Raw genomic sequence first — 24,861 nt, 5'->3', positions numbered from 1 at the left:
CATGGAAGGGGTACCTCCAAAATGTACCTTTTTTCGGCATAGCCTACCGACAAGCATACAAGCTTTCTATTCAGTAGATTCATAGTATAGGAGCATCCCTTCGGGGGTTTTCCAATATTCTGTTTTCGAAAGGATGATTCATTTGGCTTTTACAACCGGCTATATGACAAATACCAGAGATTTTGGTACGGCCTGCTCCAATGTCGTTGTGAATCTGGTGAATGAGGATACGGTAAACGCAGCAACCGTGACCATACAAATTTTTTTCTCGCTCGTACCGGATACTAAGATCCCCTTGTACGTGACATCGGTTAACGTACCTGCAAACTCCATTGCCCGGCGCACCTTCTTTATACAAGGTGTGCTTGCCTATGAAGTGCAATACAACGTGGCCGCCGCTGTTCCATCCAATGTGGTTCTTTCCAACTTCGGTCTGGACCAGTTTGGCAATGTTGTGCAGGAGCATCGTGTCCTTCAATCGGAGCTGACCACGATTGCGGCCCTGTCTCCAGTTAGCTAAAAGCGACCCTGTTCCAGCGCCTGATGCACTCGATGAGTGTAATACACGTAATTCCATTCCGGCGGTACAGCGGTGACTTCCCACCCGCTGCCTATGGTAGAGTGATCATCTGTATAGTAGGAAAAAACGTGGGTATTCGGCAGTGGGCGGAGTAAATTCGTCAGATACAGCAAATCCGTCACGGCGATATAAGGTTTAACCCCGTAGCATACAACAAAGCGGGTCACCGTTTCCCCAATGGCCTGAATCAGTGCTTCCGTGACAGAATAATGCGGTCTGGGCGTTACGATCAGGCGAGGGTCGAGCATCATCGGCAGGAAGGAAGAGGCGCCCTGTTCAGGCGTAAGATCCAGCAACCGCACCAAGCAATTGCTGTAATGCTGCTCTAGCAGCTGGTCCAGCAACGACTCAGCCTGAGTCATATCTGTAACGGGCATCAAAATAGTCATTTCAAGCGGGATACCCCGGCGCGCTCTCGTCTCATGCTTGGCGACTTGAAATGCGTGCCGCCAGCGTCGATGCTCCTTCTGGCTGTGCAAGCTGGCCGATACACTAAATGCGGAATCCACCCTGTAATCCATAAGGACCTCCGGGATGAATTTCATGCTGCACGTCTCGGTCAGTCGCAGCCAGTAATCATAATCCTCCACGGGTTGCAACCGATAGCCGTCGATCCGGCGGGCATATTTGCTTTTGTACATAAATGAAACCCCAACAATGCTGGCGTTCAGCAGTTCCTCATGCGACTGACTCTGATACCAGATCAGCGCTTGTTGATGCTGCTCATCATACAACGGGCTTCCTGAAGCATCAATCTGGCGGAAGGTGGAGAATACAAGGCCGAGCAAATCCGGCCCGTGGTTCAGCTCACGTCGCAGTCGTTCTATAAAGCCGGGATAATATACATTGTCACTGGATACCCAGGTCACATATGTGATCGCAGGATCTTGGAACAACTCGTCAAACCCCCGGTTGAGGGCACTAGATACTCCTTTGTTCTCAGGAAGTGTAATCAACTGGACACGCGGGTCTCCCGCTGCTGCGTGGAGCGCTGATCCCACCATTTCCGGCGCTCCGTCAATAACGATGATAAGGCGGAATTCCCTATAGCTCTGAGCCAGCACAGATGAAATCGCGGCTTGCAGATAGCCGATATCCTGTTTGTATAGCGGCATCACAATACCTGTATCTACCATATCAATCCCCCCTGACAGACTTCCGGCTTTATTAGGAAAAACCGTTCAACAACTGACTGAAGCGATTTCGATACCGTGCTTGAGTTATGCTGTACTCCCGCTCAACGGCCGTCCAATGCTTTTGGGTTCCCATTTCATCATGCCAACGGTAGTTGACCAGCGGTTCGTTCAGAAAGGGAAATGGGTATCCCGCCAGCATCACTCGGTACCACATATCCAGATCATGGGTGTACGGCAGCAATTCATCGAACAGACCGATATGCGTAAACAGTTCCTTTTTGAACATGACGGTGCATCCATTTACTGGATTCCCTTGCTGGAAAAAACGGCAAAACTCCGGTATGGACGGAAATACAGCTGCCGCCTGCGGGTTCGTGATTTGGCTGTATTGATTGATAAGATTAAAATTGGTGTGAGAGATATATGCCCCCTGTTCCGCCATAAAGGATACCTGGTTGTTAATTTTGTCCTTGTGATAGATATCATCTGAGCTGAGCCACGCAATGTACTCGCCGCTAGCATGCCGGATGCCATGATTCAGTGCGCTGGCTGTTCCACCATTCGCTTTACCTAAATAATGTATATACGGAAGATAAGGCTGAAGCATCCCCGTATGTGTCGTGGACCCGTCATCGACAACAATAATTTCAAGCGGACCGTAGGTTTGCTCTAATGCACTTTGCAGAGCCTGATTCACGTATCCACAGTTATAAAATGGAATGACGATCGTTACACTCGGTCTCATATCGTTCCTTCCTTTCTGGCTCGGCGGTATCGTATCATATCCTCCAGCGATTGTCCCAGCGATATGATCGGCCTCCATCCCATGTCCTCCAGTTCCTTGGCCCGGTATGCATCCATATACGCTGACTCTGCCGCGTCCCCCCATTCGATGGCAACAGGTGTCTCTGCCATTGCAACCATACGCTCCACGATATCTCCCAGCTCCACGATGCGGCCTGTGCAAACCGGGTAAACCTGCCCCGACACCCCTTGCTCCAGCAGCACACCATATGCCCCAACGGCATCACGCACGTCGAGAAAATCACGCTTCGCATGCCGGGACGATACCTGGAACGGTGCGGGTTCGAGTGCGGGCAAAGGCTCACATGCTGATTCGGTTGCTGGCTCCGTGTACGTGCGCTCCGTACGGATAATATGACCCGCCAGCAATGCGCAAAAGCCGGTGGATGGACCCGGCCCAATCAGATTACAAGGCTCTGCCAGCATGACGGATTGGTCAAACAACGTGCTCCATGAGAGGGCGACTGCTTCTTGAAGACTTTTGCTAAGACTATATGGATGCGATGGATGATACGGAGCCTGCAAAATTGCCTTTAGCCGGGAACCCGCCACGACAATCCGGGCCTTTGGAAAAGAACGCAGCGCATCCAGCAGATACAGCGTGGACAGCACATTGGATTCCATGTAGAGCAGCGGGCTTCGCCATGATTCTGGCACCGAATTTTTTCCACCCAGATGAAGCACATAATCCGGCGCAATCTGGCCAATCACTTCGCGAAGACGCTCCTTGTCGAGCAAATCGCATACATAAGACGTGATGTAAAAGCTGGTGCCAGAATCTGTGCCGACGTTCTCATCACCGTTAAACTGCAAGATCAGCTCCCGGGCGGAAGCAGCCGTACGGGTCAGAGCCGCTACCTTCCAGCCGAGCTTTGCAAAATGGCGACAGGCGTGTATCCCGGTATAGCCTGCCGCTCCGGTAATTACAATGACGGGCCGACGTTGTTCCGCTGTGCTTCTGTCCATTCCAGCAGCTCCTTCAGCATGATGCTGTAGTGAGGAACATCATAGAGCAGATCGGCCCGGGTAGAACGAAGTGTCCGGTCTTGCACCGGCTCATCCTTCGGCACGATCCGAATATCCTCCCTCTTCCAGATGTTCTTGAACAACAGCAACAGATCATACTTGCTGATCGGTTCAGGATGAACCAGATGAATGAGTCCGTCCAGCGGCTCATTCATCAACACCTGTATAGCCTTAGCCAGCTCCAGTGTTGTAACTCCGTTCCAAAAGACGCCGCGATACCCAGCAACGTCCCCACTCTGCTGCAAGAACCAGTTCAGCAGACCAATGCCCCCCGGCCGGATTTCCGGGCCGATAATGGAGGTCCGGATCGTCAGATGGCCCGGCGCTTTTACTTCCCCGAGTATTTTCGTCAATGCATAGGCGCTTGTCCCGTCAGGTTGATCCGTTTCTCCATATAAACCGGGTACCCGTGTCCCCTCGAATACACAGTCCGTACTGATATGAATAAGCCGAGCACCGATGCTGTCCGCTGTCCGCTGGAGAAGGTGCGGCAGCAGGCCGTTAATTTGATATGCTGTAATCTGATCCGCTCCGGCATACTGGTTCAGCACACCCACCGCGTTAATAATGACGTTAGGCCGCACACTCCGCACCAGCTGCTCCACCATAAAGCTGTCGTTCACATCCAGCAGCAGCCCTCCTTTATTCTTGGGATCCCGCGTGGTGTAGAACACATGATATCCGCCCTGCTTTTGAAAGTAATCGACCAGCACATGGCCTGCCATGCCGTTACCGCCCAAAATAAGCAGCTTCATTTAATGAACCCCCCGCTCTGGAGAATGCTTCGAATCTCCTCTTTGGACATCAGATTGAACTCCGAGCTAAAGCTGCTGAACGACACTGGAGGGCATTGCTTATAGCGATCCTTTAGTTGGGGGATATTCAGCGTTGGCAGAATGATCAAATATTGCTCGTCGTACACGACCGTCGTCAGGCTTTCAAAGTCGCTCATTAAAATCTCGTGAATCTTCTCGCCGGGTCGGACACCCTTTTCCACAATATTCACATTTTCCACACCCGAATCCTCGATCAGCACCTCTGCCAAGTCCAAAATGCGGCAGGTTGGCATGGTCATGATAAATATTTCGCCGCCGATGCTTTCCACCGATGCCTTGAACAGCAAACTAATCGCATCACGCAGGGTCAGGAAAAAACGGGTCATGTTCATATCCGTGATCGAAATGGTACCCTTTTGGCGAATCTGGCTTTGAAATAGATGCACTACGCTTCCGTTCGTGCCCAATACGTTACCGCCACGCACCGTCACAAATCGTGTATCGCTATTCAGCAGATTGGCGTAGACGATCAGCTTTTCACCAATCGCCTTGGTCATGCCGTAAAAATTAGATGGATTCGCAGCCTTGTCAGTGGAGATATAAATGACTTTCTTGACCTGATTGATGACAGCGGCTTCGATCACGTTTTGGGTGCCTACCACGTTCGTTTTTAGTGCTTCATAGGGCTGGTCTTCACATACAGGAACATGCTTGAGAGCCGCCAAATGAAATACATAGTCCACACCCTGACAGGCGGTAACCAGTGCATCCTTATCTCGAATATCCCCGATGCAGAAGCTAAGTCGTTCATCCTCAAACTGCCTGTTCATTGCAACCTGACTCGATTCTCCGCGCGAAAAGATAATGATCTCTTTGGGATTACGCGGCAGTAACTGGGTAACCAGCTCATGTCCCCAGGAGCCGGTACCGCCGGTAACCAAGATACGTTGGTTTTCAAACATGCCGTTTCCCTCCAAGCAAAAATTTGACTACCTTATCTGACACATCCTCCGCCAGATATCCTGCGGGATACTGCCACTTATGCTTCATCCCGATCATTAAGGCTACCGCGTTCGCTATAACCTCTCCATCCAGCCCGGACACGATATTGCTGCCGCAATCTACGGTTTCCGGCCGTTCCGTCGTCCGGCGCATCGTGACCGTCGGCACACCCATGATGCAGCATTCCTCCTGTACGGTGCCGCTGTCCGTCAAAGCGCAGCGGGCATGCCGCTCCAGCAGTACGAAGTCAAAAAAACCGAACGGCTCGTGGAATTCCACCAACGGATCAAGCTGGATCGGCGGATGGCTCGCGATACGAGCGGCGGTGCGAGGATGAATACTGCAAATGACCCGCTGTCCGGACTGCTGTGCTACCCGATTCAGGCCATCCAGAATAGCGAGCAAATGTGGCGGATGGTCGACATTCTCAGCTCTGTGGGCGGTCACCAGGAAATATTGCCCCTGCGACAGTCCCAGCTTTTTCAAAATGTTGCTGCTGGACACCTCTTTCTCGTAATGCTGCATCACTTCGTAAATCGGGTTTCCGGTCAATATAATTCGTTGGCTCGGAAAGCCTTCCCGTATCAGATGCTGCTTGCTTTGCTCTGTATACGGCATATTAATCGTAGAAATCGCGTCAATGATGCGGCGATTCTTCTCTTCTGGCACATCCAGATCGTAGCAGCGGTTACCCGCCTCCATATGCACCACCGGGTAGCCCATACGTTCCGCAAGCAAGGCGCACAGGGCGCTATTCGTATCACCGAGCAGCAGCACATGATCTGGACGCTCCTTGTTTAAAATATCCTCCATCTGCGAGTACATGGCAGACAACTGTTTACCCAGCGTTCCCGCCTTCTCCTGAAGCACATAATCCGGGGAACGCAGCCCCAGCTCGCGGAAGAATTGCCCGCTCAGGCTTTCCGTGTAATTTTGGCCCGTATGCACAAGCACATGCTGGTCTGCATAGCGATCCAGCTTCGGAATGATCAGGCTGAGCCGTATAATTTCCGGTCTTGTGCCGAGCACGGTCAATATTTTCATTGTGTTGGAACCCACCTTTGCTGTCGTTGTTTCATTAAACTGTGGTGTTTAATGAGTGAGATAGCCATCCAGCAAACTGTCTGTGCTCCAGCTAAGCGTTCACCTCAACGGTCCGGCGTGCTTTCACCCGGACCGTTGTTTTTTGTGACGTCCAGCCTCGAGCGTTAGCCGCTTCCGCTTGTGCGGATGCAGACACCTCGACACAGGCTTGAGCTTGAGTTTTCGTTTGAGCTTCCGCTTCAACCGGGATTTCTGTCTGGACTTGGATTTCGGCAGAAGCCCTGACAGCGGAAACCAGTGAATGCGATAGCTCCTGCTACTGGCGTTGCTCTTACCCTTGCGCTTGCGAGGTCTACTATGCTTGCGGGCCGCAGGCCCTCTCGCTCGAATGCCACGCTTGCCATGATGCAGGTCTGGCTGTAGCTCCGGTACAGGAGGGGGGGGCTGTGGCAAGCCCGGAATGGCCGCATACTCGATAGGTGGCAGACCGAGCACAAGCAGTTGGCCAACCAGCGATTCAGGAAATTCTCGAATAGTGCTGGTACATGCCTCCGGTATAGCGGTGACCTGACGTAGCCCTTCTCCCTCTCGCAACCATACCGGACCACCCGGCTGCTGAATTAGCGGGAACCACTGTGGATCATGACACACCCATTGACTGACCATGACGTGCAGGTTGTTTTGGTAGGAATCAGATCCATACACACGTGCAGCCGCGCTGTGGTTCCGTACACCAATCCGTTCCACTTCCTCGGGATGATTAAGCAGATAGCCCACTTTCTCCGCCAGCATATCGCTGTTTCCCGGCTCTACCAAAAACTCAGTATTTCCGGTCGCCTCCATCAGCTCCACCAGTCCACCCTGTGCAAAGGCTACAACCGGCTTTCCGTAAACCAGCCCCTCCAGTGCTGTCAGACCAAAGCCTTCCTCCACCATGCTCGGGATGACAACCATATCCATCGCGCTATATGCAGTAGATACAGATTCCTCAAATGAGCTGAACTGGAATCGGCGGCTGTAACGGGATTTGCGGATTAAAGAAACGCATTTCACGTAATATTCCGAGTCCACCGAGCTGCCGATGATCCAGAAGCGGCAGCTCGAATTCGTTTCACACAGCTTCAGAGCCATTTGAACAAAAGGCAACAGTCCTTTGGCTTCGTAGATAAAGGAAGAAATATAACCAATACAGATATGTGATTCCTTCAACCCCAGCTTTTCACGTTTGCGTTTCCGTTGCAGTACATGCTCTTTGTGCGGCGGCATATCCATATCCCGACAAGGAGACAACACCGTATGCGGACGTGTCAGCCCCGCCCCGTGCAAAGGCCGCAAGACGGCCTGCGAAATACCGATGACCCATCGGCTGTAACGCTCGATGATGGAGACCGAGACAGGTGTATGCTCATTCTGGTTAATGACTTCGGTTATTTTCCAGACCACTGGAATATTCAACTCATGGGAAGCCATCGCGGGCATGACGTTCACACAGGTATTGACCAGCACCACATCTGGACGCGTTTGCTGTAGCAACTGAAGCAACGGTGCGTACGAAGCATGGCTTCGCAAATTCTCCGCATCCTGCGCCAATCCCTCATACGGGGTATACATGCCGTGCAGCATGGGCAGGTTCTGAATTTGGACGGTAATCCCGCGCTTGCGAGCAATCGTGGTCAGCCGTCCTTCACCGGGCGTCACCAGAATGCAGTCGAAGTACGTACGAATGTCTACACAAAATTGCAATAACAGCTTCTCCGCTCCCGTAATGCTGCGGACATTGCTGACATGGCTGAATAGCATCATTTTCGGTTTGATCGGAGTTCACCTCCTTTAAAGTAGCAACCATCGGGCGTATGAACCGAATTATGCAAATACGATCGACAGCAGCTGGTCAATCCGGTGACCATACGTGTGCTCACGCAGTGTCCGTTCCAGAGCACGCAAGGCAATCTCACGGCGTTCCTTCTCGTGTGTCAAATAAAACTCAATCTTCTCCAGCAGCTCCTGTTGGGAACTGTACGTCTCGATCTCTTCTCCCGGCTTGTAAAAACGAGCCAGATCATCCCGTGTGTCAGTCAGTTGCAAGGTGCCGCAGGCAGAAATTTCGAACGTACGCGGATTCGGCGACGCCCCCGGCATTTTCAGCGCATTGTTATTCACTGAATCATCCTGATGCGAACGATGAAGATTAATGACAATTTTGCTGCCGTTATACGTATCGTTTGTCTCAGCCGGAGACATCCAGCGACCCAGTTCGATTTTATCGCCATACGATTGATAATCAGGGAGCCGATCCCACCAGATTCCGTTGATTTTAATATTACGAGCCATGAGTTGCGGCATAATCGGATTAAAGAAATAGATGCGATTCCAGTAGGCCGAGCCAGTAAACCCGATTTCACGCCGTACAGAAGTGGGGGAGCTAAGCGGGAAATATTGAGTTAGAAATGCCGCAAAGGGCAAGTAATGTACAGATCCACAGCCGAGCTGACGGTACATTTCGATGCAATTCAGCTCCAGCGTAAACACATGGTCATAATGCGGGACAATTTGGGTCGTCGTGTCCGTGTAATAGGGATCATCCGTTAGCCAGATGGCCGTAGGAATACCCAACTGACGTACTGCTTTCACCTGCTCCAGCGGAAGCTCCATCCCATCCAGCGCCAGCACCAGATTTGGACGGAGCTGAGCAGCTATATCACCTACTGGCTGACGCGGGTCGGTTACAGTAACCTGAGCTGTCATACTTTGCAATGTGGTAATCACCGCTTCATCCAGTGGAGAATAAGGAAGACCTTTACCGGAGGTTACATACAGCACATGAATTTGCCGAAAAGGGAAGACCGCCTTTGTCCGGGTAAGAATCGCATTGGCGCGTCCACGCAAATAGCCTTCGTCGTAGCCGTCACTGATTCCCGCAGCTCTCCCCTTTTCCCAGGAGGTTGCAGCCGGGTCAAACGGTCCTGTCGTAGATATCGTCATCACTTTCACTCCTCACTGTTTTTGGTGTTTACTTTAGGCCATCGCCTTGTCCAGCAATTCTTCCATACGATTGGTGTACAGATGCTTTTGCATGGTGGTGTGCAGCCCGCGCCAAGCCATGCGTTCACGTTCCCAGTCATGCTTGAGATAGTAGTCCAGCTTAACCTTCAACTCCTCTACTCCACCAAAGGTTTCAATATCATAGCCCGGTCGGTAATAGCGGCTCAGATCCTTCCGAATGTCCGTCATCTGAAGCGTGCCACAGGCAGCAATTTCGTAGGTCCGGGGATTAATGGACTCCGCTGACAGCTGATGTGTATTCCGGTTATCCAGTCCGGGGTCCGTCGGACGATGCAGATTGATAACAATTTTGGAGCCGTTATAATATCTGGCTGTTTCCTCCGGCTCCATGAAGATTGGACGGATAAATCGTTCCAGCACATCCCGACGGGTCAGCCGATCCCAGCTTCCACCCACGATCAGCACCCTTTTATCCGCCAAAAAAGAAGCAAGGTGGTCAAACAACTTTACGCGGTTCCAGAAGGCATTCCCGATAAAGCAAATGTCATGCTGGTGCTCCCTCTCCACCCGCTGGGGATAAAAGATCCGGGCTGACGCAGCAAGCGGCAAATAATATACCTGTGCCACTCCCTGATTTCGATAAAACGCTAGGCATGACATCTCGTGCGTAAATACAACATCGTAGGATTGGCATATCAACGCCGTATCCTCCGTAAAGTAAGGATCATCAACAAACCATATGGCCGTCCGAATACCCAGGCCCCGTATTTGCTGCACCTGCTCCAGATGATCCGGTGGAAAAACATGCAGCCCGTTCATGACCAGTACGAGCTCGGGTCGATGTGCTTCAGCATCAGCCAGCATTCTGGCAGGAGTACCGATGACGAATTCACTGCATATTTGGCTTAATGCCTCTTGTACCCCTGTGTCTATTGCGGCAAAGCCTTGCGGAATATACAGCACTTTCAAATGGCGAACAGCAGGCACCGTGGCCACGACCTGTGACAGAGCAGCCGTACACCCCCCCATTCTGCGTCCTTCCCGGTAGCCACATCTATAGGCTTCTCGTTCATTCCCGCTTCGTTGATCATTCACATCCTTCACCCTGTCCTGTTATAGGATAAACTTCTGTCACTCCTAAACTATATGCGGAGGGGTCAAACGCATCATGGACGACTGCCACTGCCCGGACAAAATTGGCGTTTGCCCGTCCATCTGCCAAACAACAAATAACCCCGAGGCTGTTAGCTTCGGGGGATTAGCAGCAATAGATGATGTTCACGGTTTACTGGGCCTTGTATGCGACTTGGTGTCCATCTTCGTAGCCTTTGGCAAAGCCTGAATTGAAGCCCTCGTTATAGGAAGCATCATATCCCTGCTGGAATGCCTGTGGATCATGCTCCAGCACAATAGGCTCGGGCTGTGGATTCTCCGCAGCAGGGGCTGTCGCCGGGGTGAGCTGAGGTTTTTTCTTCCGACGCAGATGATGACGACTTCTACGGGTGGAATGAAGCCCTCTTTTACGCCTTCTTAAAGCAAGCAGGCGTTTTCTTCTCAGCTTTAATCTTCGGATACTCGAACGCCGGGTGCTTTTTCGTCTTTTGCGGGCTGTTCCCCGCGTAACGCGTTCCCACCGTATTCTCATTCCCATTCCTCCTTAGTTCCTCGTCGTTGTTGCGTTTTTGGAACAGGCAGTTGGAGCCACGGCTGAGTCGGTTTACCATACACCTGCCGTCTTAGTGGGATGCCCGCCAACATCTGCGTGATTTCCCCCTGATAGTTGCTGAGCATACGAATGGTTTCCTCCAGACGGGTAGCGGACATATCTGCATGGGGCGTCAAGTCCGCAAGACTGCTCAGCATCCGGGCAACGGCATGCTGGCTGGCAGCAATGGACTCCATCATATCCAGCTTGATCTCACGTTCGCGCCTCATGCTCATTAGTTCATATCCCCCGGTCCCATTCCTCCCATCATCCCTTCCAATCCGCCACCCTGCTGCTCATCCTGATCCAGTAATGCCTTGAGATTACTGCACAGTCCGGTTTGAAGCCGGGTTAAACCCTCCAGCATTTCCACCATCTGCTCATGAATTTCCAAAGGCCGTCCCAATTGTTCTTCATCCGTGTCAAATGTGGGAGGCTCCAGATGGTTCAGCGTCCAATTACGCATTTTTTCGGCTTCTACCGCCTTGGCCTCCAGGATCATGGACACATTCCATTGCATTTTGGAAGCTGCGTCCAGCATATGAATCATTGCTTTTTCCCTACTCATGTGTTCACTCCCTGCCCTCGGTTGGTACGTTACTCCTCGTCCGGGTATGCCGTCTCTTTCACGACACGAACGAGCATTTCAGCCATTGCTTCCTGAAGATCGGCAATACCATTCAAGTAGGCAACAATGCTTTTGTTTACTTGTCCCGAGCTGTCGAGAATGCCTGGAATTCCATCAAAACGCGGCTCTTCGTCCGGGAGTGCATGTATGATCTGCGACATGCGCACGACCACCTGCCGTTCCGCATCCAACAGCCTTGACATCTGCTGCTGCGAGTGCGAAATATGGATCAGCAAATCATCTACCTGGTTATGCATAAGCCCCTCCTTTATGTGCTCCGCCGTGCGGAACGCACGAATTGCCTACGGGCTTTCCGCTACTACAGCGTATGCCGTAACGAGTAGTCGGTTCCGCCTAAAAGCGCCTATTCCGATCATTACAAATGACCGTGCAGCACAGGTGGCGCAATAATGGGATGCCCCTCTACCAAATCCGCCAAATCTTCGGGGGACACCAACCGAATCTGGTAATCAGCCGCCAGCCAGCTCATGGCGGCATAGGGGGTAAGGAACGGCCTTTTCCAGTCTTTCCCGATTTGATACAGTTGCCCGCCTTCGACATAAAGGACCTCAATCCATCGCATGCGTTGAGCCGGGATATTAAGTGTGGGCAATATGGGCATGTTCTCCAGTTCCGGAGCCGCCAGCACTGGAACTGGTTCCTCTGGCACAAGGGATGCGGGAGGCGAAATCCCGTTTACAGGATCATAATCGCCGGGAATTGTAACCTCTGGCTTTGGCACCAACGGAAGCGCCATTAGATCAAGCTGTGATACCCTGACCGGGGCAACGTCTTCGCCTCCTGCATCCCTGACTCCATGCAGAAGCCGCCTTCCCCCCGGCTCCAGCCGATATATTGCACCAGACGGTCCCTGAACGAGCGCTCCAATGGGATAAAAGGTTGCCGCCGACACGTGTCTGGCCTTGGTTGGCGATATCTGGCTGTCCAGCTCTGCTGCTGTGCCAAATTTCAGGCTGTGGCGCAGCTTATCCGCATCCCCCCATTTTCGTACAAAAAAGGATCGGTTCCGGCTGCTTTCCTCCATCAAACCGCCTTCTCCGGTCGTCTGGGGAGAGGCATAAGCCGTATCCCGATCACTTTCCGTGCAATGGATAAAAGCATCTCCCGCAATGGCCAGACGTGTCCCCAACAAGCGTACACGCAGCAGCCAATCTGCATCTGCTTCCTGACCGCTGTGACAGCATTCATCCCAGTACCCCGTCTTATCCAGCGTCTCTCTGCTCAGCAGTAAACAAAATCCGGCCAGGCTTTTGGTTTCCCGCCATGCAGCCGGATTGGAAACATTATGAGAAATGGCGAAAAGACGTGCTTCATTTTCGTTCGTATAAGGTGACTCAATCTGTTGCTCTCCGAACGGACCATTCGTTACAGGTCCGACGACACCAATACGTGGATCACTGTACAAGCACTCTAGCAGTCGATCCAGCCAGTCTGGCGTTACCAGCGCATTTGGGTCCAGCACCACAATGGTCGTGCCTTTCGCCATCATCAGTCCGTGATTCAAGCTGCCTGTCAAATGGATATCCTTTTGGAGTAGCGCGTAACGCACAGCGATGCTTTTACGCAGCAGATAGGTGCGTGTCCCGTCCGTTGAGCCGCAATCCACCACGATGATTTCATGCGGACAGCTTGTATTTTCCTCAATACGATCAATACAGGTGCGAAGCCGATGAAGCTGATTATAGGACGGAATGATAATACTGACGCCTTCAAAGACTTTGCCGAACGAAGCCTGGCCCAATCTGCTGCCCTGCTCCCGACCCCTTTTATATCCCGCCCAATAGCCTTTCTTACTGAGCCGCTTGCTGTGTTTCCTTTTTATACTCAGGCGTTTCATGCCGTTCACTCCTCCGGGTGGCATTATGTCCATACTATATGCCTAGCCCGGCCGGATGGTGTATCGCTGAGATCAGGGCAGAAGCCCTTTCATTTTTGCCCCGGCTTCCTGAAGGGAATCGAAGGTCCCCGCATCGCTCCAATACCGCCGCAAAATATCGTATTCAAGCTTGCCCTCAGCCGCATAACAGTTGTTAACATCCGTGATTTCAAGCTCACCACGCGCCGAAGGCGTAATTTGCCGGATCTTATCGAACACGGTGGTATCGTACATGTAGATGCCAGTTACACAATATCTGGACTGGGGATGCTGCGGCTTTTCTTCAATCCGCGCAATGCTCTCCGGCCGCTCGGGATCAAACACGGGTACTCCGTAGCGATGGGCATCTGCCACCTTTTTTAACAATACTCTGGCGCTCCCCGGAGGCTGCTGTCCGAACCGTTCAATAACAGGTCCCAGATCTTCCTTGAACAAATTATCACCCAGCAAAACAGTGAATTTTTCTCCTGGCTCCATGTAGCTTTTCGCCAGTTCCAGTGCCTCCGCAATGCCGCCCGCCTTTTCCTGAATCCGGTACGTCAGTTGGACACCATAATGGCTGCCACTACCCAGAAAATCGGTGTACAGCCCGGCCGATTGTTTGCCAATAATAAGAAGCATATCGGTAATTCCCGCCTGTCGCAGTCTTTCGATACCATACACGATCATGGGATACTTGCCGACCGGAAGCAGATGCTTGTTGAGTAATGAAGTCAACGGATGAAGACGCGATCCAGTTCCTCCTGCGAGAATAACCCCTTTCATATCTTCCTTCCTCCTTCGACAGCATGTTCGGTGCCTAAAGCTCCGCTATTTCCAGTCTCAATAAACACTCTGGGATCTATGTTCCATTTATCCATAAACAAACGATAATTCCGCTCAATCAACTGTTCGACCCAGGCAGATTCCGAGCGTGAAAAGCTCGCACTTCCCTGGTGATAAACAAAACAATCGTTGCACATCAACAGCTTGTAGCCATGTACGCGCGCGCGCAGACAATAATCGTCATCCTCATAATGTCCTGGATTAAACCGTTCATCCAGCAATCCGATCCGTTCCATCAGCTCACGTCGGAACAACAGACAAAACCCAACCAGCCGCTTGACCTCATACCATCTGGACGGATTACTTGCATTATTCTGCTCTGCAAACTGGAGACAGCTATCCAGATCCCCTGCTAATCTGTCAATCTGCTGAATACCGCTAGCATAATTCGTCACCGGTCCTACCAGTCCCACTGTGCTTTCGCTATGCAATGCAACCAGCATATTGGATAACCATCCCCGTGTAACCGTCACATCATTGTTCAAAATAAGGAGCTGATCACCCGAAGCCAGCCGAAGCCCTTGATTACAAGCTGCTGGAAAACCTCGGTTTTCGGGGAGACGGATGCTGATCAGCCGCTCGGCTTCACAAAAATCATCCGTTCCGTCATTTGAAGCGTTGTCTGCAATAATAATTTCATAAGGCACATCTGTCGTATGTGCCCGAATCGCCTCAATACACGGCTTGAGCAGGTGCAAACCGTTATAGGTCGGAATAATAATGGTCGTCAGACTCATCGTGCATTCCTCCCTTTGGCGACGTCGGCCCGTGTTGGAACAGGACCCAACGGGAAAGCTCCGGCTACCTGAAACACCGCAGCCAGTGCCTCAGCATGATCGCCGACGATCAATTGCTCCATGACATTCCCTTTGCCGATATTGATAGTCCGCTTACGGTTCGTTCCAATAACGTCTACGGCATGTACTGCCGTCACCTTCATACCGTGCAGTATCGCCATAGCGTGGGCTTTCGGCGGAACAGCGAGCATAGCAGGGCCGAGCAGCTCCAACGAACGTCGTGATAACGCGTGCGGCACAGCGGTCAAGGAGCTTGCTCCCAGATCCGGCCTGCGCAGCACGCGGTTCAGGAACCCTTTGCACCGGGTCACGCTGTCCTGCCGGAAGTAAGGTGGCAAATGTCTGCTCAGATCATTAAGTGCCACATCCGTTCCTTGATCCACTGCATAGAGGAACGGCAGCAAGTCAAACGCAGTAATCGGCAGATCCCCGTCCACGAACAATACGATTTCAGCCTGCGTCATACGTGCGCCTACCGCCCGTCCGACATCATGCCCGAGCCGAGCCGGCACGCTGACGAGAGTCACACCCGGATGATGCTTCGCTACTATAGAACGCGTGTCATCCGTGCAACCGTTCAATACGACGATGATGTCCGTAAGAGGCAGCTTTTCCAGCTCGCTCAGCACCACGCCAATCGTAGATTCCTCGTTGCAGGCGCTGACCACTGCGGCGGCTGTCCCCCGCAGCAGCATATCCCCGGGCAATGCCCGTACCTCCAGCGGATTTGCTTCGGTCATTTTCCCCCGCCGGGGCGCGGGTTTCCTCACCCTGCGGCTATCCATCATAGTCGTCGTTCCATGTCTACGTTGTACACGTCGTATACCCCGGCTTCGGTCATCACGCCTCCCTTTTCGATACATTCTGCTCACGGCCTCACCTCGTTTCTGATCCGTTTGCGCTTCAAATCCGTATATCCTGCACGCGTTCCCAAATGTGATGTAAGCCAGGCAATCGCGTCAAGATGATCCTGTAAGACCACATCCACAAGCGGGTCCCTGCCGTTCATTTTTTTGCGGGTCGCATTCACTTTACCCACGGCTATTCCACGAACAGTCACCACCCGCAAGCCGGAGGTAATCGTCATGGCCTGAAATAAGGGAGGTTTATCCAAGGACTTTAGACCTATTTTATTCAAGGCCTTTCGACTTATGGCATGTGGAATTCCAGTCATGGATGCCCCTCCTAAATCAGCACGGTTCGACAAAATATTCAATACATGCTTTGCTTCAACCACAGGATGCACCGACGTACGGTCTACTGGTCCATGATAATCATTCAGTGCAACATCCGCTCCCGCACATACAGCTTGTATGAATGGCTTGAGTCTTACGCAGGGAATAACGATATCACCATCCAGAAAAAGCAGCACCTGCCCGGAAGCCGCTTCCGCTCCAATACGGCGACCAATATCATGCCCCAAGGGTTGCGGAAAGGAAAGTACTCGCGCACCCGCCGCTTTTGCCGCCTTGGCCGTCCTGTCGCTTGATCCGTTCTCGACCACGATGACCTCGGTGTGTGGATGAACATGACGTGCCTCACGGACAACCGCCCCGATCGTTTTTTGCTCATTCATAGCCGGAATGATGACGGATACCAGCAATTTTCCCGCCGATGACGAACCAGGTGGCCGTTCTTCACCTGTTTGTGCTTCTGCTTTTGTGCCTGGTCCCCTTCTTGTTACAAGGTACGGGGTGATATGCACGGATGGCGTTCCTACAGGCAGCCACACCTTTGAGTAGGGATTATTAGCACTGGAATGCCGCCTGCGATAAGCCTTGATTCCAAATCTTGTCTGCTTCCTCATGCTCCCGCCTCACCTCCCTTGCTGCTGTATGGATAGACAGCATGATTAGGACAGTTCAACATAACCTATGCGTTCTAAAACCCGTGTGTAACGGCAAGCGTGGAGTCTTTTCGACAAAGCAAGTTTCGACTTTATTTTACAAAACTTATTAATCCTATTTAATAAATCAGTTATTAGGGTCTAAAGAATCATTTTGGATAAATTTATGACATACATCTTCTCGTCCGTCATTCTCTGTGCTAATATCAGAGCCAGATGATGGGAGTTCAAAAATTCAGCATTTGCTTTTTTTGCATAAGAAAACTTCTTTCCATTATCCACCTTTTTTCCACTTTCACTTATATAACAGGAAAGGAGGAGTTTGTTACCTTTGCAGGCTGTACGCTTCACATTGCAGTACCCTCTTTTCACACACGCTTCGATGAAAGATACTTCGGCTTTTCTTCTTCACGTTCCATTTTCTTCATGTTCCAGACGACAACACGACCTTCATAAACGGCGCAATGCCTATTTCTTAACAGGATGGTCTTCATCCTGACATTAACCGGGGAGAGTGAATTTTTCATGAAAAAAGTATGGGTTTCGCTTCTTGGAGGAGCTATGTTATTAGGGTCGGTAGCGTCTGGTGCATCTGCGGAAAGTTCCGTTTCGGAGCCAAATCAGCTTACGCCAACCTTCCATGCCGAACAATGGAAGGCCCCTTCATCGTTATCGGGTGATGACATTGTATGGAGTTATTTGAATCGACAAAAGAAAACGTTGCTAGGTGCGGACAGCACCAGTGTCCGTGAGCAATTTCGCATTATTGATCGCACGAGCGACAAATCCGGTGTAAGTCATTATCGGCTGAAACAGTATGTGAACGGGATTCCCGTATATGGAGCTGAACAGACAATTCATGTGGCCAAGTCTGGTGAAGTCACCTCTTATCTAGGAGCCGTGATTACTGAGGATCAGCAGCAAGAAGCTACGGAAGGTACAACTCCGAAAATCAGCGCTACTGAGGCCGTATATACCGCTTATGAAGAAGCCGCTACACGGATTCAAGCCCTCCCTTCCTTCGACGATACGATCTCTAAAGATGCTAAGGAGCAAAGCAGTGTAAGTAAAGACACTTACGCGGAAGCTGCTAACAACGAACAAACCACCTCTATTAATAAGGACAAGCTGAGTCTTGAAAAATCTGCTGATTTGAAGGACAGCAAAATTGAAGCTGTAGAAGCACAAAGTTCCATCGCTAAAATCGCCAATTTACAGCCTGAAGTAGATCCTAAAGCTGAGCTGTACTTCTATCCTACTGGTGATACAACGCGTCTGGTTTATGTAACAGAAGTTAATATTTTGGAGCCCGCGCCGCTGCGTACACGCTACATCATTGATGCCAATGATGGCAAGATCGTATTCCAGTACGACATCATTAATGAAGCGACGGGCACAGGTAAAGGTGTGCTTGGTGATACCAAGTCATTCAACACTACACAGTCCGGAAGCAGCTATCAGTTAAAAGACACAACACGCGGTAACGGAATCGTGACCTACACAGCCTCCAATCGTCAGACCATTCCAGGTACGCTCCTGACGGATGCCGATAACGTATGGAATGATCCAGCCGGCGTAGATGCTCATGCTTATGCGGCCAAAACATATGATTACTATAAGGATAAATTCGGACGCAACAGTATCGACGGACGTGGCCTGCAACTCCGTTCGACGGTTCATTATGGCAGCCGCTACAACAACGCCTTCTGGAACGGCTCCCAAATGACTTATGGAGACGGGGACGGAACCACATTTATCGCTTTCAGTGGTGATCCCGATGTAGTTGGTCATGAACTCACGCACGGTGTTACAGAGTATACTTCGAATTTGGATTATTACGGGGAATCTGGTGCGTTGAACGAGTCCTTCTCGGACATCATCGGCAATGACATTCAGCGTACAAACTGGCTTGTAGGCGATGATATTTATACGCCAAGCATTGCGGGTGATGCTCTGCGCTCTATGTCTAACCCTAGCCTGTACAATCAACCAGACCACTATTCCAATTTGTATAAAGGCAGCTCGGATAACGGTGGCGTTCATACCAACAGCGGCATTATTAATAAAGCATATTATCTGTTGGCACAAGGTGGTACCTTCCATAACGTAACTGTAAGTGGAATTGGTCGCGACGCAGCTGTCCAAATTTACTATAGTGCCTTTACGAACTACCTGACTTCTACTTCCAACTTCTCCAATACACGCGCCGCTGTGGTGCAAGCTGCAAAAGACCTTTACGGTGCGAATTCAGCGCAAGCAATCGCAGCCGCCAAATCTTTTGACGCTGTAGGAGTTAACTAAATCATAATTGCAATTCTCTTATTCATCCTCGTCCATAGACCATTGTCGTTGTGCAGCTGTCATCCAACCCAGCTCATAAAATGGACGAAAAAATAGGGGTGCAGTGTACAAGTCTGCGCCCCTTCCCCCTTATGTATGGCGTCCCCCAGCGGGACGCTCTTTGTTGTCTACATAGAGGATGCTCTAAAACCAGTGTGTTATGGCCATTGCCATTGCGGAATCATGAACACTTCAACAAGGCTATTTTCGATCAATTTCGACTAAATAAGACAAATAAAATCTAAATAAGGGTCTTTAGTCTCATTTTGGAGTAATTTGTAATATACATCTTTTAGTCCTACATTCTCTGTGCTAATATCAGATCCAAGACGATGTAATCACAAAAAAATAAATCTTGTTTTTTTGCATAAGTTTATTTTTTCATGATCTTCACGTTTTAAAAAAGCAGCAAGACCTACATACATGGCGCCATGCCTAAAAAACAAAACAGGATGCACATCATCCTGACCTACATTTGGGGAGAGTGGTTTTTAATGAAAAAAGTATGGGTTTCACTTCTTGGGGGAGCTATGTTATTAGGGGCTGTAGCACCTGGTGCCTCAGCAGCGGAGAATTCTGTTCCCGATCCTACTCAGCTTACACCAACCTTTCACACAGAACAATGGAAGGCTCCTTCATCCGTATCGGGTGACAATATTGTATGGAGTTATTTGAATCGACAAAAGAAAACGCTGCTCGGTGCAGACAGCACCAGTGTCCGTGAGCAATTTCGCATTATTGATCGCACGAGCGATAAATCCGGTGTAAACCATTATCGATTGAAGCAGTATGTAAACGGGGTTCCCGTATATGGAGCTGAGCAGACCATCCATGTGAATAAGTCTGGTAAAGTCACCTCTTATCTGGGCGCCGTCATTTCGGAGGATCAACAACAAGATGCTACTGAAGACACCACTCCAAAAATTAGCGCTACCCAGGCCGTCTATACCGCGTATGAAGAAGCCGCTACACGGATTCAATCCTACCTTTCTGTCACTGATAACGTTACTGAGGGTAATCAGGATCAAGGCAGTGTAAGTAAAGATACTTACGAAGAGGCATCTAACAACGATATATCCATCTCGGAACAAATTTTTGTTGCCAAAATCGCCAATCTGGAGCCAAGTGTAGAGCCTAATGCAGAACTATACATCTATCCTGATGGTGAGACCACACGGCTGGTTTATGTGACAGAGGTTAATATTCTGGAGCCTGCACCTTTGCGTACACGCTACTTTATTGATGCCAAAGACGGAAAAATCGTATTCCAGTATGACATCCTTAACTACGCAACAGGCAACGGACGCGGCGTGGATGGTGTAATGAAATCGTTCACGACTACAGCTTCCGGCAACGGATATCAGTTGAAAGACTCGACACGTAGTAACGGAATCGTAACCTACACCGCTGCCAACCGTCAGACGACGCCGGGTACGATTTTGACGGATGCGGATAATGTATGGGAGGATCCGGCGGCTGTTGATGCCCATACCTACGCTATTAGAACCTACGATTATTATAAAAATAAATTTGGTCGAGATAGCATTGATGGACGTGGCATGCAAATCCGCTCGACTGTCCATTACGGCAAAAAATATAACAACGCCTTCTGGAACGGCTCTCAAATGACATACGGCGACGGCGACGGTAAATTATTTACCTTTTTCAGCGGTGATCCCGATGTCGTGGGGCATGAACTCACCCACGGTGTCACAGAATTCACCTCCAATCTGGAGTATTATGGCGAATCCGGTGCGCTGAATGAAGCCTTCTCAGATATTATGGGTAATGATATGGATGGCAGCAACTGGCTTCTTGGTGATGGCATTTATACGCCTAACAATCTGGATGGCGCTTTGCGCTCTCTATCCGACCCTACAAAATATGGCCAGCCGGATCACTATTCCAATTTTTACCCGGACCCTAACAATGATGATGAAGGCGGAGTCCATACGAATAGCGGTATTATCAACAAAGCCTACTATCTGCTGGCACAAGGCGGTACGTCCCATGGTATAACGGTAACTGGTATCGGACGCGAAGCGGCTGTATTCATCTACTATAATGCCTTTACGAACTATTTGACCTCTACCTCCAACTTCTCTAACGCGCGGGCTGCTGTTATACAGGCGGCCAAGGATTTCTATGGTGCTGATTCGCTAGCAGTAACTAGCACTATTCAATCCTTTGATGCTGTAGGAATCAAGTAAATCCTATTCCATATTCCTCCCAATTGATCCTCGTTCAGTAGACAGAACAGAAGCCTGTTGTGTGGCTATCATCTGATCCTACTCATAAGCAGAGCAAAAATAGGGGTGCAGTGTAAGTCTGTACCCCTTCCTCCTTGAATTAGGGCGTCTCGTTCTACGGGATGCCCCTTTTTCTCAACGTGGTGCCTGTTCAACCATATGGTTTTCGATCTATTTCGACGAAATTTGACAAATACATTAATATTTTGGGACTATCGAATCATTTTGGGGTTATTTGTAAGATATATCTTCTCGTTCGACAATCTCTGTGCTAATATCAAAGCTTAGAAGATTGAATGGCAAAAAAATAATCCCCATTTTTTTGCATAAGGTAATTTTTTTCCATTCTCTTCGTATTTCTATCCATCATCTTCACGTTTCAAAGGAGCAACAAGACCTACATACATGGCAAAATGCCTATTCAACAGGATGATTTTCATCCTCACATGAACTTGGGAGAGTGAGTATTTAATGAAAAAAGTATGGGTTTCACTTCTTGGAGGAGCTATGCTCTTAGGCTCTGGTCTACCTGGAGCAGCCGCAGCAGAGAATTCTGTTGCCGAGCCCACTCAGTTTACGCCAACATTTCAAACGGTGGACTGGAAATCTCCTTTATCGGTATCAGGTGACAATCTGGTCTGGAGCTTTTTAAATCGACAACAGAAAAAATTAATGAGTATGGACAACACCAACAGCGGTAGCAGTGCCCGTGAGCAATTTCGGATCGTGGATCGAACCAGTGACAAATTCGGTACGCAGCATTATCGCCTAAAACAGTATGTGGACGGCATCCCCGTATTTGGAGCTGAACAGACGATTCATGTGAATAAGGCTGGTAAAATCACCTCTTATCTGGGAGCCGTTATTTCAGAAGATCAGCAAGCCGACGCTAAAGAAAATACAACGCCAAAAATCAGCGCTACTGAGGCCGTATATACTGCGTATGAAGATGCAGCTACACGCGTTCAATCTCTCTCTTCCTCTGCTAATAGCGTTTCTGAACCTTCCGGGAACGTTAGCAGTGTAAGTAAAGACACTTACGCAGAAGCATCTAACAACGAAGAATATTCCTCTATTGACAAGGATAAGCTGGAACTGGAAAAAGAAGCTGAACTGAAAAATAGTACATTGGAAACGGTAGAGCCTGCGTCTGCATCTATTGCCAAAATCGCCAATCTGGAGCCAAGCGTAGACCCCAAGGCAGAGCTGTACATCTATCCCGATGGAGAAACAACACGTCTGGTTTATGTAACGGAAGTTAATATTTTGCAGCCTACTCTACTGCGTACACGTTACTTTATTGATGCCAATGACGGCAAAATCGTGTTCAAGTATGACATCCTCAATGAAGTAATCGGCACAGGCCGTGGTGTATTCGGGGATACCAAAACGTTCGAAACAACAGGCTCAGGTAAAAAATACCAATTAAAGGATACGACTCGTGGTAAAGGCATCTTAACTTACAATGTTCACAATACCGAGACGCTTCCGGGCACCCTTTATACAAGTACAGATAACGTATGGAAAGATCCGGCTGCGGTGGATGCCCATGCTTACGCCATTCGCACCTATGATTATTATAAAGAAAAATTTGGTCGCGACAGCATCGACGGACGTGGCATGACTATTGCCTCGGCAGTCCATTACGGGGGAAAGAACTACAATAATGCCCATTGGGGCGGCACCCATATGCTATACGGAGACGGTGACGGCACGTTATTTGCCCCTTTCAGCAGCGACCTTGAAATTGTTGCTCACGAGTTGACTCACGGCGTGACCGAGCATTCATCCGGTTTGGTGTATTTCGCTGAATCTGGTGCACTGAGTGAAAGCATCTCGGATATTATCGGTAACGACATTGAGCGTACCAACTGGGATTTTGGCAAAGTCGCTTATACACCTAACATTAAGGGTGACGCCATTCGCTCCCTTTCCAATCCTGTCAAATACGGTCAGGTCGATCACTACAGCAATTTTGATACCGACCCTAATAACGAGGATTATGGTGGTACCCACACGAATAGCGGCATTATTAACAAAGCCTACTATCTGCTGGCGCAAGGTGGCACCTTCCATGGTGTCAAGGTAGATGGAATTGGACGTGATGCAGCTGTATTTATTTACTATAACGCCTTTACTAATTACCTGACCTCTACCTCTAACTTCTCCACTGCACGCGCCGCCGTTATTCAGGCAGCCAAGGACAGCTATGGTGAAAATTCAATAGCAGTCATTTCTGCCATCAAGTCCTTTGACGCTGTAGGTGTGAAATAAGCTGAGCTTAAACAAGTAATCTTCTGGCTCTACTTAGGATGTACAATAAGAGGGCGATATTACCATTACAAGTGTGTCCTCTTCCCCCTCATGTATACGGCGTCCCTTCATCGGGACGCCTTTTTCTTGTTTTATGCACATTCGTAATCCTGTGCGGAGGTCTTTTAATCGTGCCCGATTGCAATCCACAGAATCACACCTTCACAAACCGAACCTGCGTGTCTGCGTTCCACAGTGAACACCGACGAATCTCTCTGACAATTGGTGACAGATACTATTACCCCAGGTATGCTCGCATTACCTGTGATTGCATAACGCACGTCCTGGAAGGGCTGCTCAAACACAATGCTCACATCATCCCTGTCCGCTTCTGCGGGAATGTAAAAAGAAAGACTGCCAAACCGAGTTGAGGCCACTCTTGAATTAAATGTATGCTCACGAGGAAGCCCGTCATCATCCGTAAAAGCAGCAACAGGCTTGTCAGCGGACAATGCTACCCCCTGCTGCTTGGGGCGATGCCTGCCTTCAGCTATGTGGATACTGGTAATGGAGCAATCCAGCAACGATTCCTGCTCTGACTGACCTCTGGACGTTACAGACGTCGGGCCGTATTCCGTCCCAAGTTCCATATCTGCCTCAGGCACAGACAACAGCAGTACAGACGCTCGGTTCATCAGCATGGCTTCCTCCAGTGTCTTGGGAAGCTTATGCTTCCGCCATGCTGCTTCATCCACAGTGATAGGGTCATGGGCTGGAGCATGGATATCCACCATTGACCTTACACTTGACGTTTCCCGCTGGATCGGTTTGCCGTTGCCAGATACGGAAGACGTTTTACTTTTGTCTATTCGAGGGGAGGGAACCGCGTTGGAAGGGTTACGCCGCGCTGTTCTTTTATCCTTACTATTATGGTTCATAATAACCGCTCC

Annotated in this window: 23 protein-coding genes; 4 read left to right on the top strand and 19 right to left on the bottom strand. The window is 50.0% G+C overall.

The features are described from left to right. Positions 1 to 142 precede the first annotated feature (142 nt). Positions 143 to 520: a hypothetical protein gene (locus ACIFQM_RS16770; protein ID WP_430065801.1), complete on the top strand. Its 378-nt coding sequence runs from the start codon at positions 143 to 145 to the stop codon at positions 518 to 520. On the opposite strand, the gene ACIFQM_RS16765 is transcribed toward ACIFQM_RS16770, so the two are convergent. The 18 genes from ACIFQM_RS16765 to ACIFQM_RS16680 all read right to left on the bottom strand — a co-directional run bounded on the left by ACIFQM_RS16765 (position 517) and on the right by ACIFQM_RS16680 (position 17,030). Further along, on the bottom strand, positions 517 to 1,716 hold the full coding sequence (locus tag ACIFQM_RS16765) for a glycosyltransferase family 2 protein (RefSeq protein ID WP_430040679.1): 1,200 nt from the start codon (positions 1,714 to 1,716) through the stop codon (positions 517 to 519). The genes ACIFQM_RS16770 and ACIFQM_RS16765 overlap by 4 nt on opposite strands. A 31-nt stretch (positions 1,717 to 1,747) precedes the next feature. Beyond that, complete coding sequence (locus ACIFQM_RS16760) at positions 1,748 to 2,461, bottom strand: glycosyltransferase (RefSeq protein WP_430040678.1); 714 nt, start codon at positions 2,459 to 2,461, stop codon at positions 1,748 to 1,750. Continuing rightward, positions 2,458 to 3,486 carry an NAD-dependent epimerase/dehydratase family protein gene (locus ACIFQM_RS16755; protein WP_430065799.1) on the bottom strand — a complete coding sequence of 343 codons (1,029 nt, stop codon included), beginning with the start codon at positions 3,484 to 3,486 and terminating at the stop codon, positions 2,458 to 2,460. Before ACIFQM_RS16755 ends, ACIFQM_RS16760 begins: the two co-directional genes overlap by 4 nt. Further along, on the bottom strand, positions 3,444 to 4,301 hold the full coding sequence (locus tag ACIFQM_RS16750; RefSeq protein WP_430065797.1) for a dTDP-4-dehydrorhamnose reductase family protein: 858 nt from the start codon (positions 4,299 to 4,301) through the stop codon (positions 3,444 to 3,446). The genes ACIFQM_RS16755 and ACIFQM_RS16750 overlap by 43 nt, the downstream gene beginning before the upstream one ends. Beyond that, positions 4,298 to 5,284 carry a polysaccharide biosynthesis protein gene (locus tag ACIFQM_RS16745; protein WP_430040675.1) on the bottom strand — a complete coding sequence of 329 codons (987 nt, stop codon included), beginning with the start codon at positions 5,282 to 5,284 and terminating at the stop codon, positions 4,298 to 4,300. Before ACIFQM_RS16745 ends, ACIFQM_RS16750 begins: the two co-directional genes overlap by 4 nt. Next, complete coding sequence (gene wecB, locus ACIFQM_RS16740; protein WP_430040674.1) at positions 5,277 to 6,368, bottom strand: non-hydrolyzing UDP-N-acetylglucosamine 2-epimerase; 1,092 nt, start codon at positions 6,366 to 6,368, stop codon at positions 5,277 to 5,279. The genes ACIFQM_RS16745 and wecB overlap by 8 nt, the downstream gene beginning before the upstream one ends. 123 nt (positions 6,369 to 6,491) lie before the next feature. Further along, a complete protein-coding gene (locus ACIFQM_RS16735; RefSeq protein ID WP_430040673.1) occupies positions 6,492 to 8,171 on the bottom strand; it encodes a glycosyltransferase family 4 protein in 1,680 nt (559 codons plus the stop codon). A 60-nt stretch (positions 8,172 to 8,231) separates the two neighbouring features. Further along, a complete protein-coding gene (locus ACIFQM_RS16730; RefSeq protein ID WP_430040672.1) occupies positions 8,232 to 9,350 on the bottom strand; it encodes a CgeB family protein in 1,119 nt (372 codons plus the stop codon). Between the two features lie 33 nt (positions 9,351 to 9,383). Further along, positions 9,384 to 10,475 (bottom strand): CgeB family protein, encoded by a 1,092-nt coding sequence (locus tag ACIFQM_RS16725; protein ID WP_430065795.1) that lies wholly within the window; start codon positions 10,473 to 10,475, stop codon positions 9,384 to 9,386. Positions 10,476 to 10,656: 181 nt separating this feature from the next. After that, a complete protein-coding gene (locus ACIFQM_RS16720; protein WP_430040670.1) occupies positions 10,657 to 11,016 on the bottom strand; it encodes a hypothetical protein in 360 nt (119 codons plus the stop codon). Then, positions 11,013 to 11,312 (bottom strand): hypothetical protein, encoded by a 300-nt coding sequence (locus ACIFQM_RS16715; protein WP_430040669.1) that lies wholly within the window; start codon positions 11,310 to 11,312, stop codon positions 11,013 to 11,015. Before ACIFQM_RS16715 ends, ACIFQM_RS16720 begins: the two co-directional genes overlap by 4 nt. Continuing rightward, positions 11,312 to 11,644 (bottom strand): restriction endonuclease subunit S, encoded by a 333-nt coding sequence (locus ACIFQM_RS16710; RefSeq protein WP_430040668.1) that lies wholly within the window; start codon positions 11,642 to 11,644, stop codon positions 11,312 to 11,314. Before ACIFQM_RS16710 ends, ACIFQM_RS16715 begins: the two co-directional genes overlap by 1 nt. A gap of 29 nt (positions 11,645 to 11,673) precedes the next feature. Continuing rightward, complete coding sequence (locus ACIFQM_RS16705) at positions 11,674 to 11,961, bottom strand: nucleoside-diphosphate sugar epimerase (RefSeq protein WP_430040667.1); 288 nt, start codon at positions 11,959 to 11,961, stop codon at positions 11,674 to 11,676. 119 nt (positions 11,962 to 12,080) lie between these two features. Continuing rightward, positions 12,081 to 13,562, bottom strand: coding sequence for a glycosyltransferase family 2 protein (locus ACIFQM_RS16700; protein ID WP_430040666.1), 1,482 nt, complete (start codon positions 13,560 to 13,562; stop codon positions 12,081 to 12,083). A gap of 72 nt (positions 13,563 to 13,634) precedes the next feature. Then, positions 13,635 to 14,366: a sugar phosphate nucleotidyltransferase gene (locus tag ACIFQM_RS16695; protein WP_430040665.1), complete on the bottom strand. Its 732-nt coding sequence runs from the start codon at positions 14,364 to 14,366 to the stop codon at positions 13,635 to 13,637. Further along, on the bottom strand, positions 14,363 to 15,163 hold the full coding sequence (locus ACIFQM_RS16690; RefSeq protein WP_430040664.1) for a glycosyltransferase family 2 protein: 801 nt from the start codon (positions 15,161 to 15,163) through the stop codon (positions 14,363 to 14,365). Before ACIFQM_RS16690 ends, ACIFQM_RS16695 begins: the two co-directional genes overlap by 4 nt. Next, entirely contained in the window at positions 15,160 to 16,095 is a 936-nt protein-coding gene (locus ACIFQM_RS16685) for a glycosyltransferase family 2 protein (protein WP_430040663.1), read from the bottom strand. The genes ACIFQM_RS16690 and ACIFQM_RS16685 overlap by 4 nt, the downstream gene beginning before the upstream one ends. After that, positions 16,092 to 17,030 (bottom strand): glycosyltransferase family 2 protein, encoded by a 939-nt coding sequence (locus tag ACIFQM_RS16680; RefSeq protein WP_430040662.1) that lies wholly within the window; start codon positions 17,028 to 17,030, stop codon positions 16,092 to 16,094. Before ACIFQM_RS16680 ends, ACIFQM_RS16685 begins: the two co-directional genes overlap by 4 nt. 564 nt (positions 17,031 to 17,594) lie before the next feature. On the opposite strand from ACIFQM_RS16680, the gene ACIFQM_RS16675 reads away from it, so the two are divergent. From ACIFQM_RS16675 to ACIFQM_RS16665, 3 genes are all read left to right on the top strand, one after another. After that, entirely contained in the window at positions 17,595 to 19,370 is a 1,776-nt protein-coding gene (locus ACIFQM_RS16675) for a M4 family metallopeptidase (protein ID WP_430040661.1), read from the top strand. A 533-nt stretch (positions 19,371 to 19,903) separates the two neighbouring features. Continuing rightward, entirely contained in the window at positions 19,904 to 21,619 is a 1,716-nt protein-coding gene (locus ACIFQM_RS16670; protein WP_430040660.1) for a M4 family metallopeptidase, read from the top strand. Positions 21,620 to 22,129: 510 nt separating this feature from the next. Further along, positions 22,130 to 23,932 carry a M4 family metallopeptidase gene (locus tag ACIFQM_RS16665; RefSeq protein ID WP_430040659.1) on the top strand — a complete coding sequence of 601 codons (1,803 nt, stop codon included), beginning with the start codon at positions 22,130 to 22,132 and terminating at the stop codon, positions 23,930 to 23,932. 164 nt (positions 23,933 to 24,096) lie between these two features. On the opposite strand, the gene ACIFQM_RS16660 is transcribed toward ACIFQM_RS16665, so the two are convergent. Further along, positions 24,097 to 24,849: a WIAG-tail domain gene (locus ACIFQM_RS16660; protein WP_430065793.1), complete on the bottom strand. Its 753-nt coding sequence runs from the start codon at positions 24,847 to 24,849 to the stop codon at positions 24,097 to 24,099. Positions 24,850 to 24,861 lie beyond the last annotated feature (12 nt).

The organism is Paenibacillus sp. NRS-1782, assembly GCF_050467685.1.
Lineage (GTDB): Bacteria > Bacillota > Bacilli > Paenibacillales > Paenibacillaceae > Paenibacillus > Paenibacillus terrae_A.
This window is presented reverse-complemented; position numbering and strand designations above follow the sequence as displayed.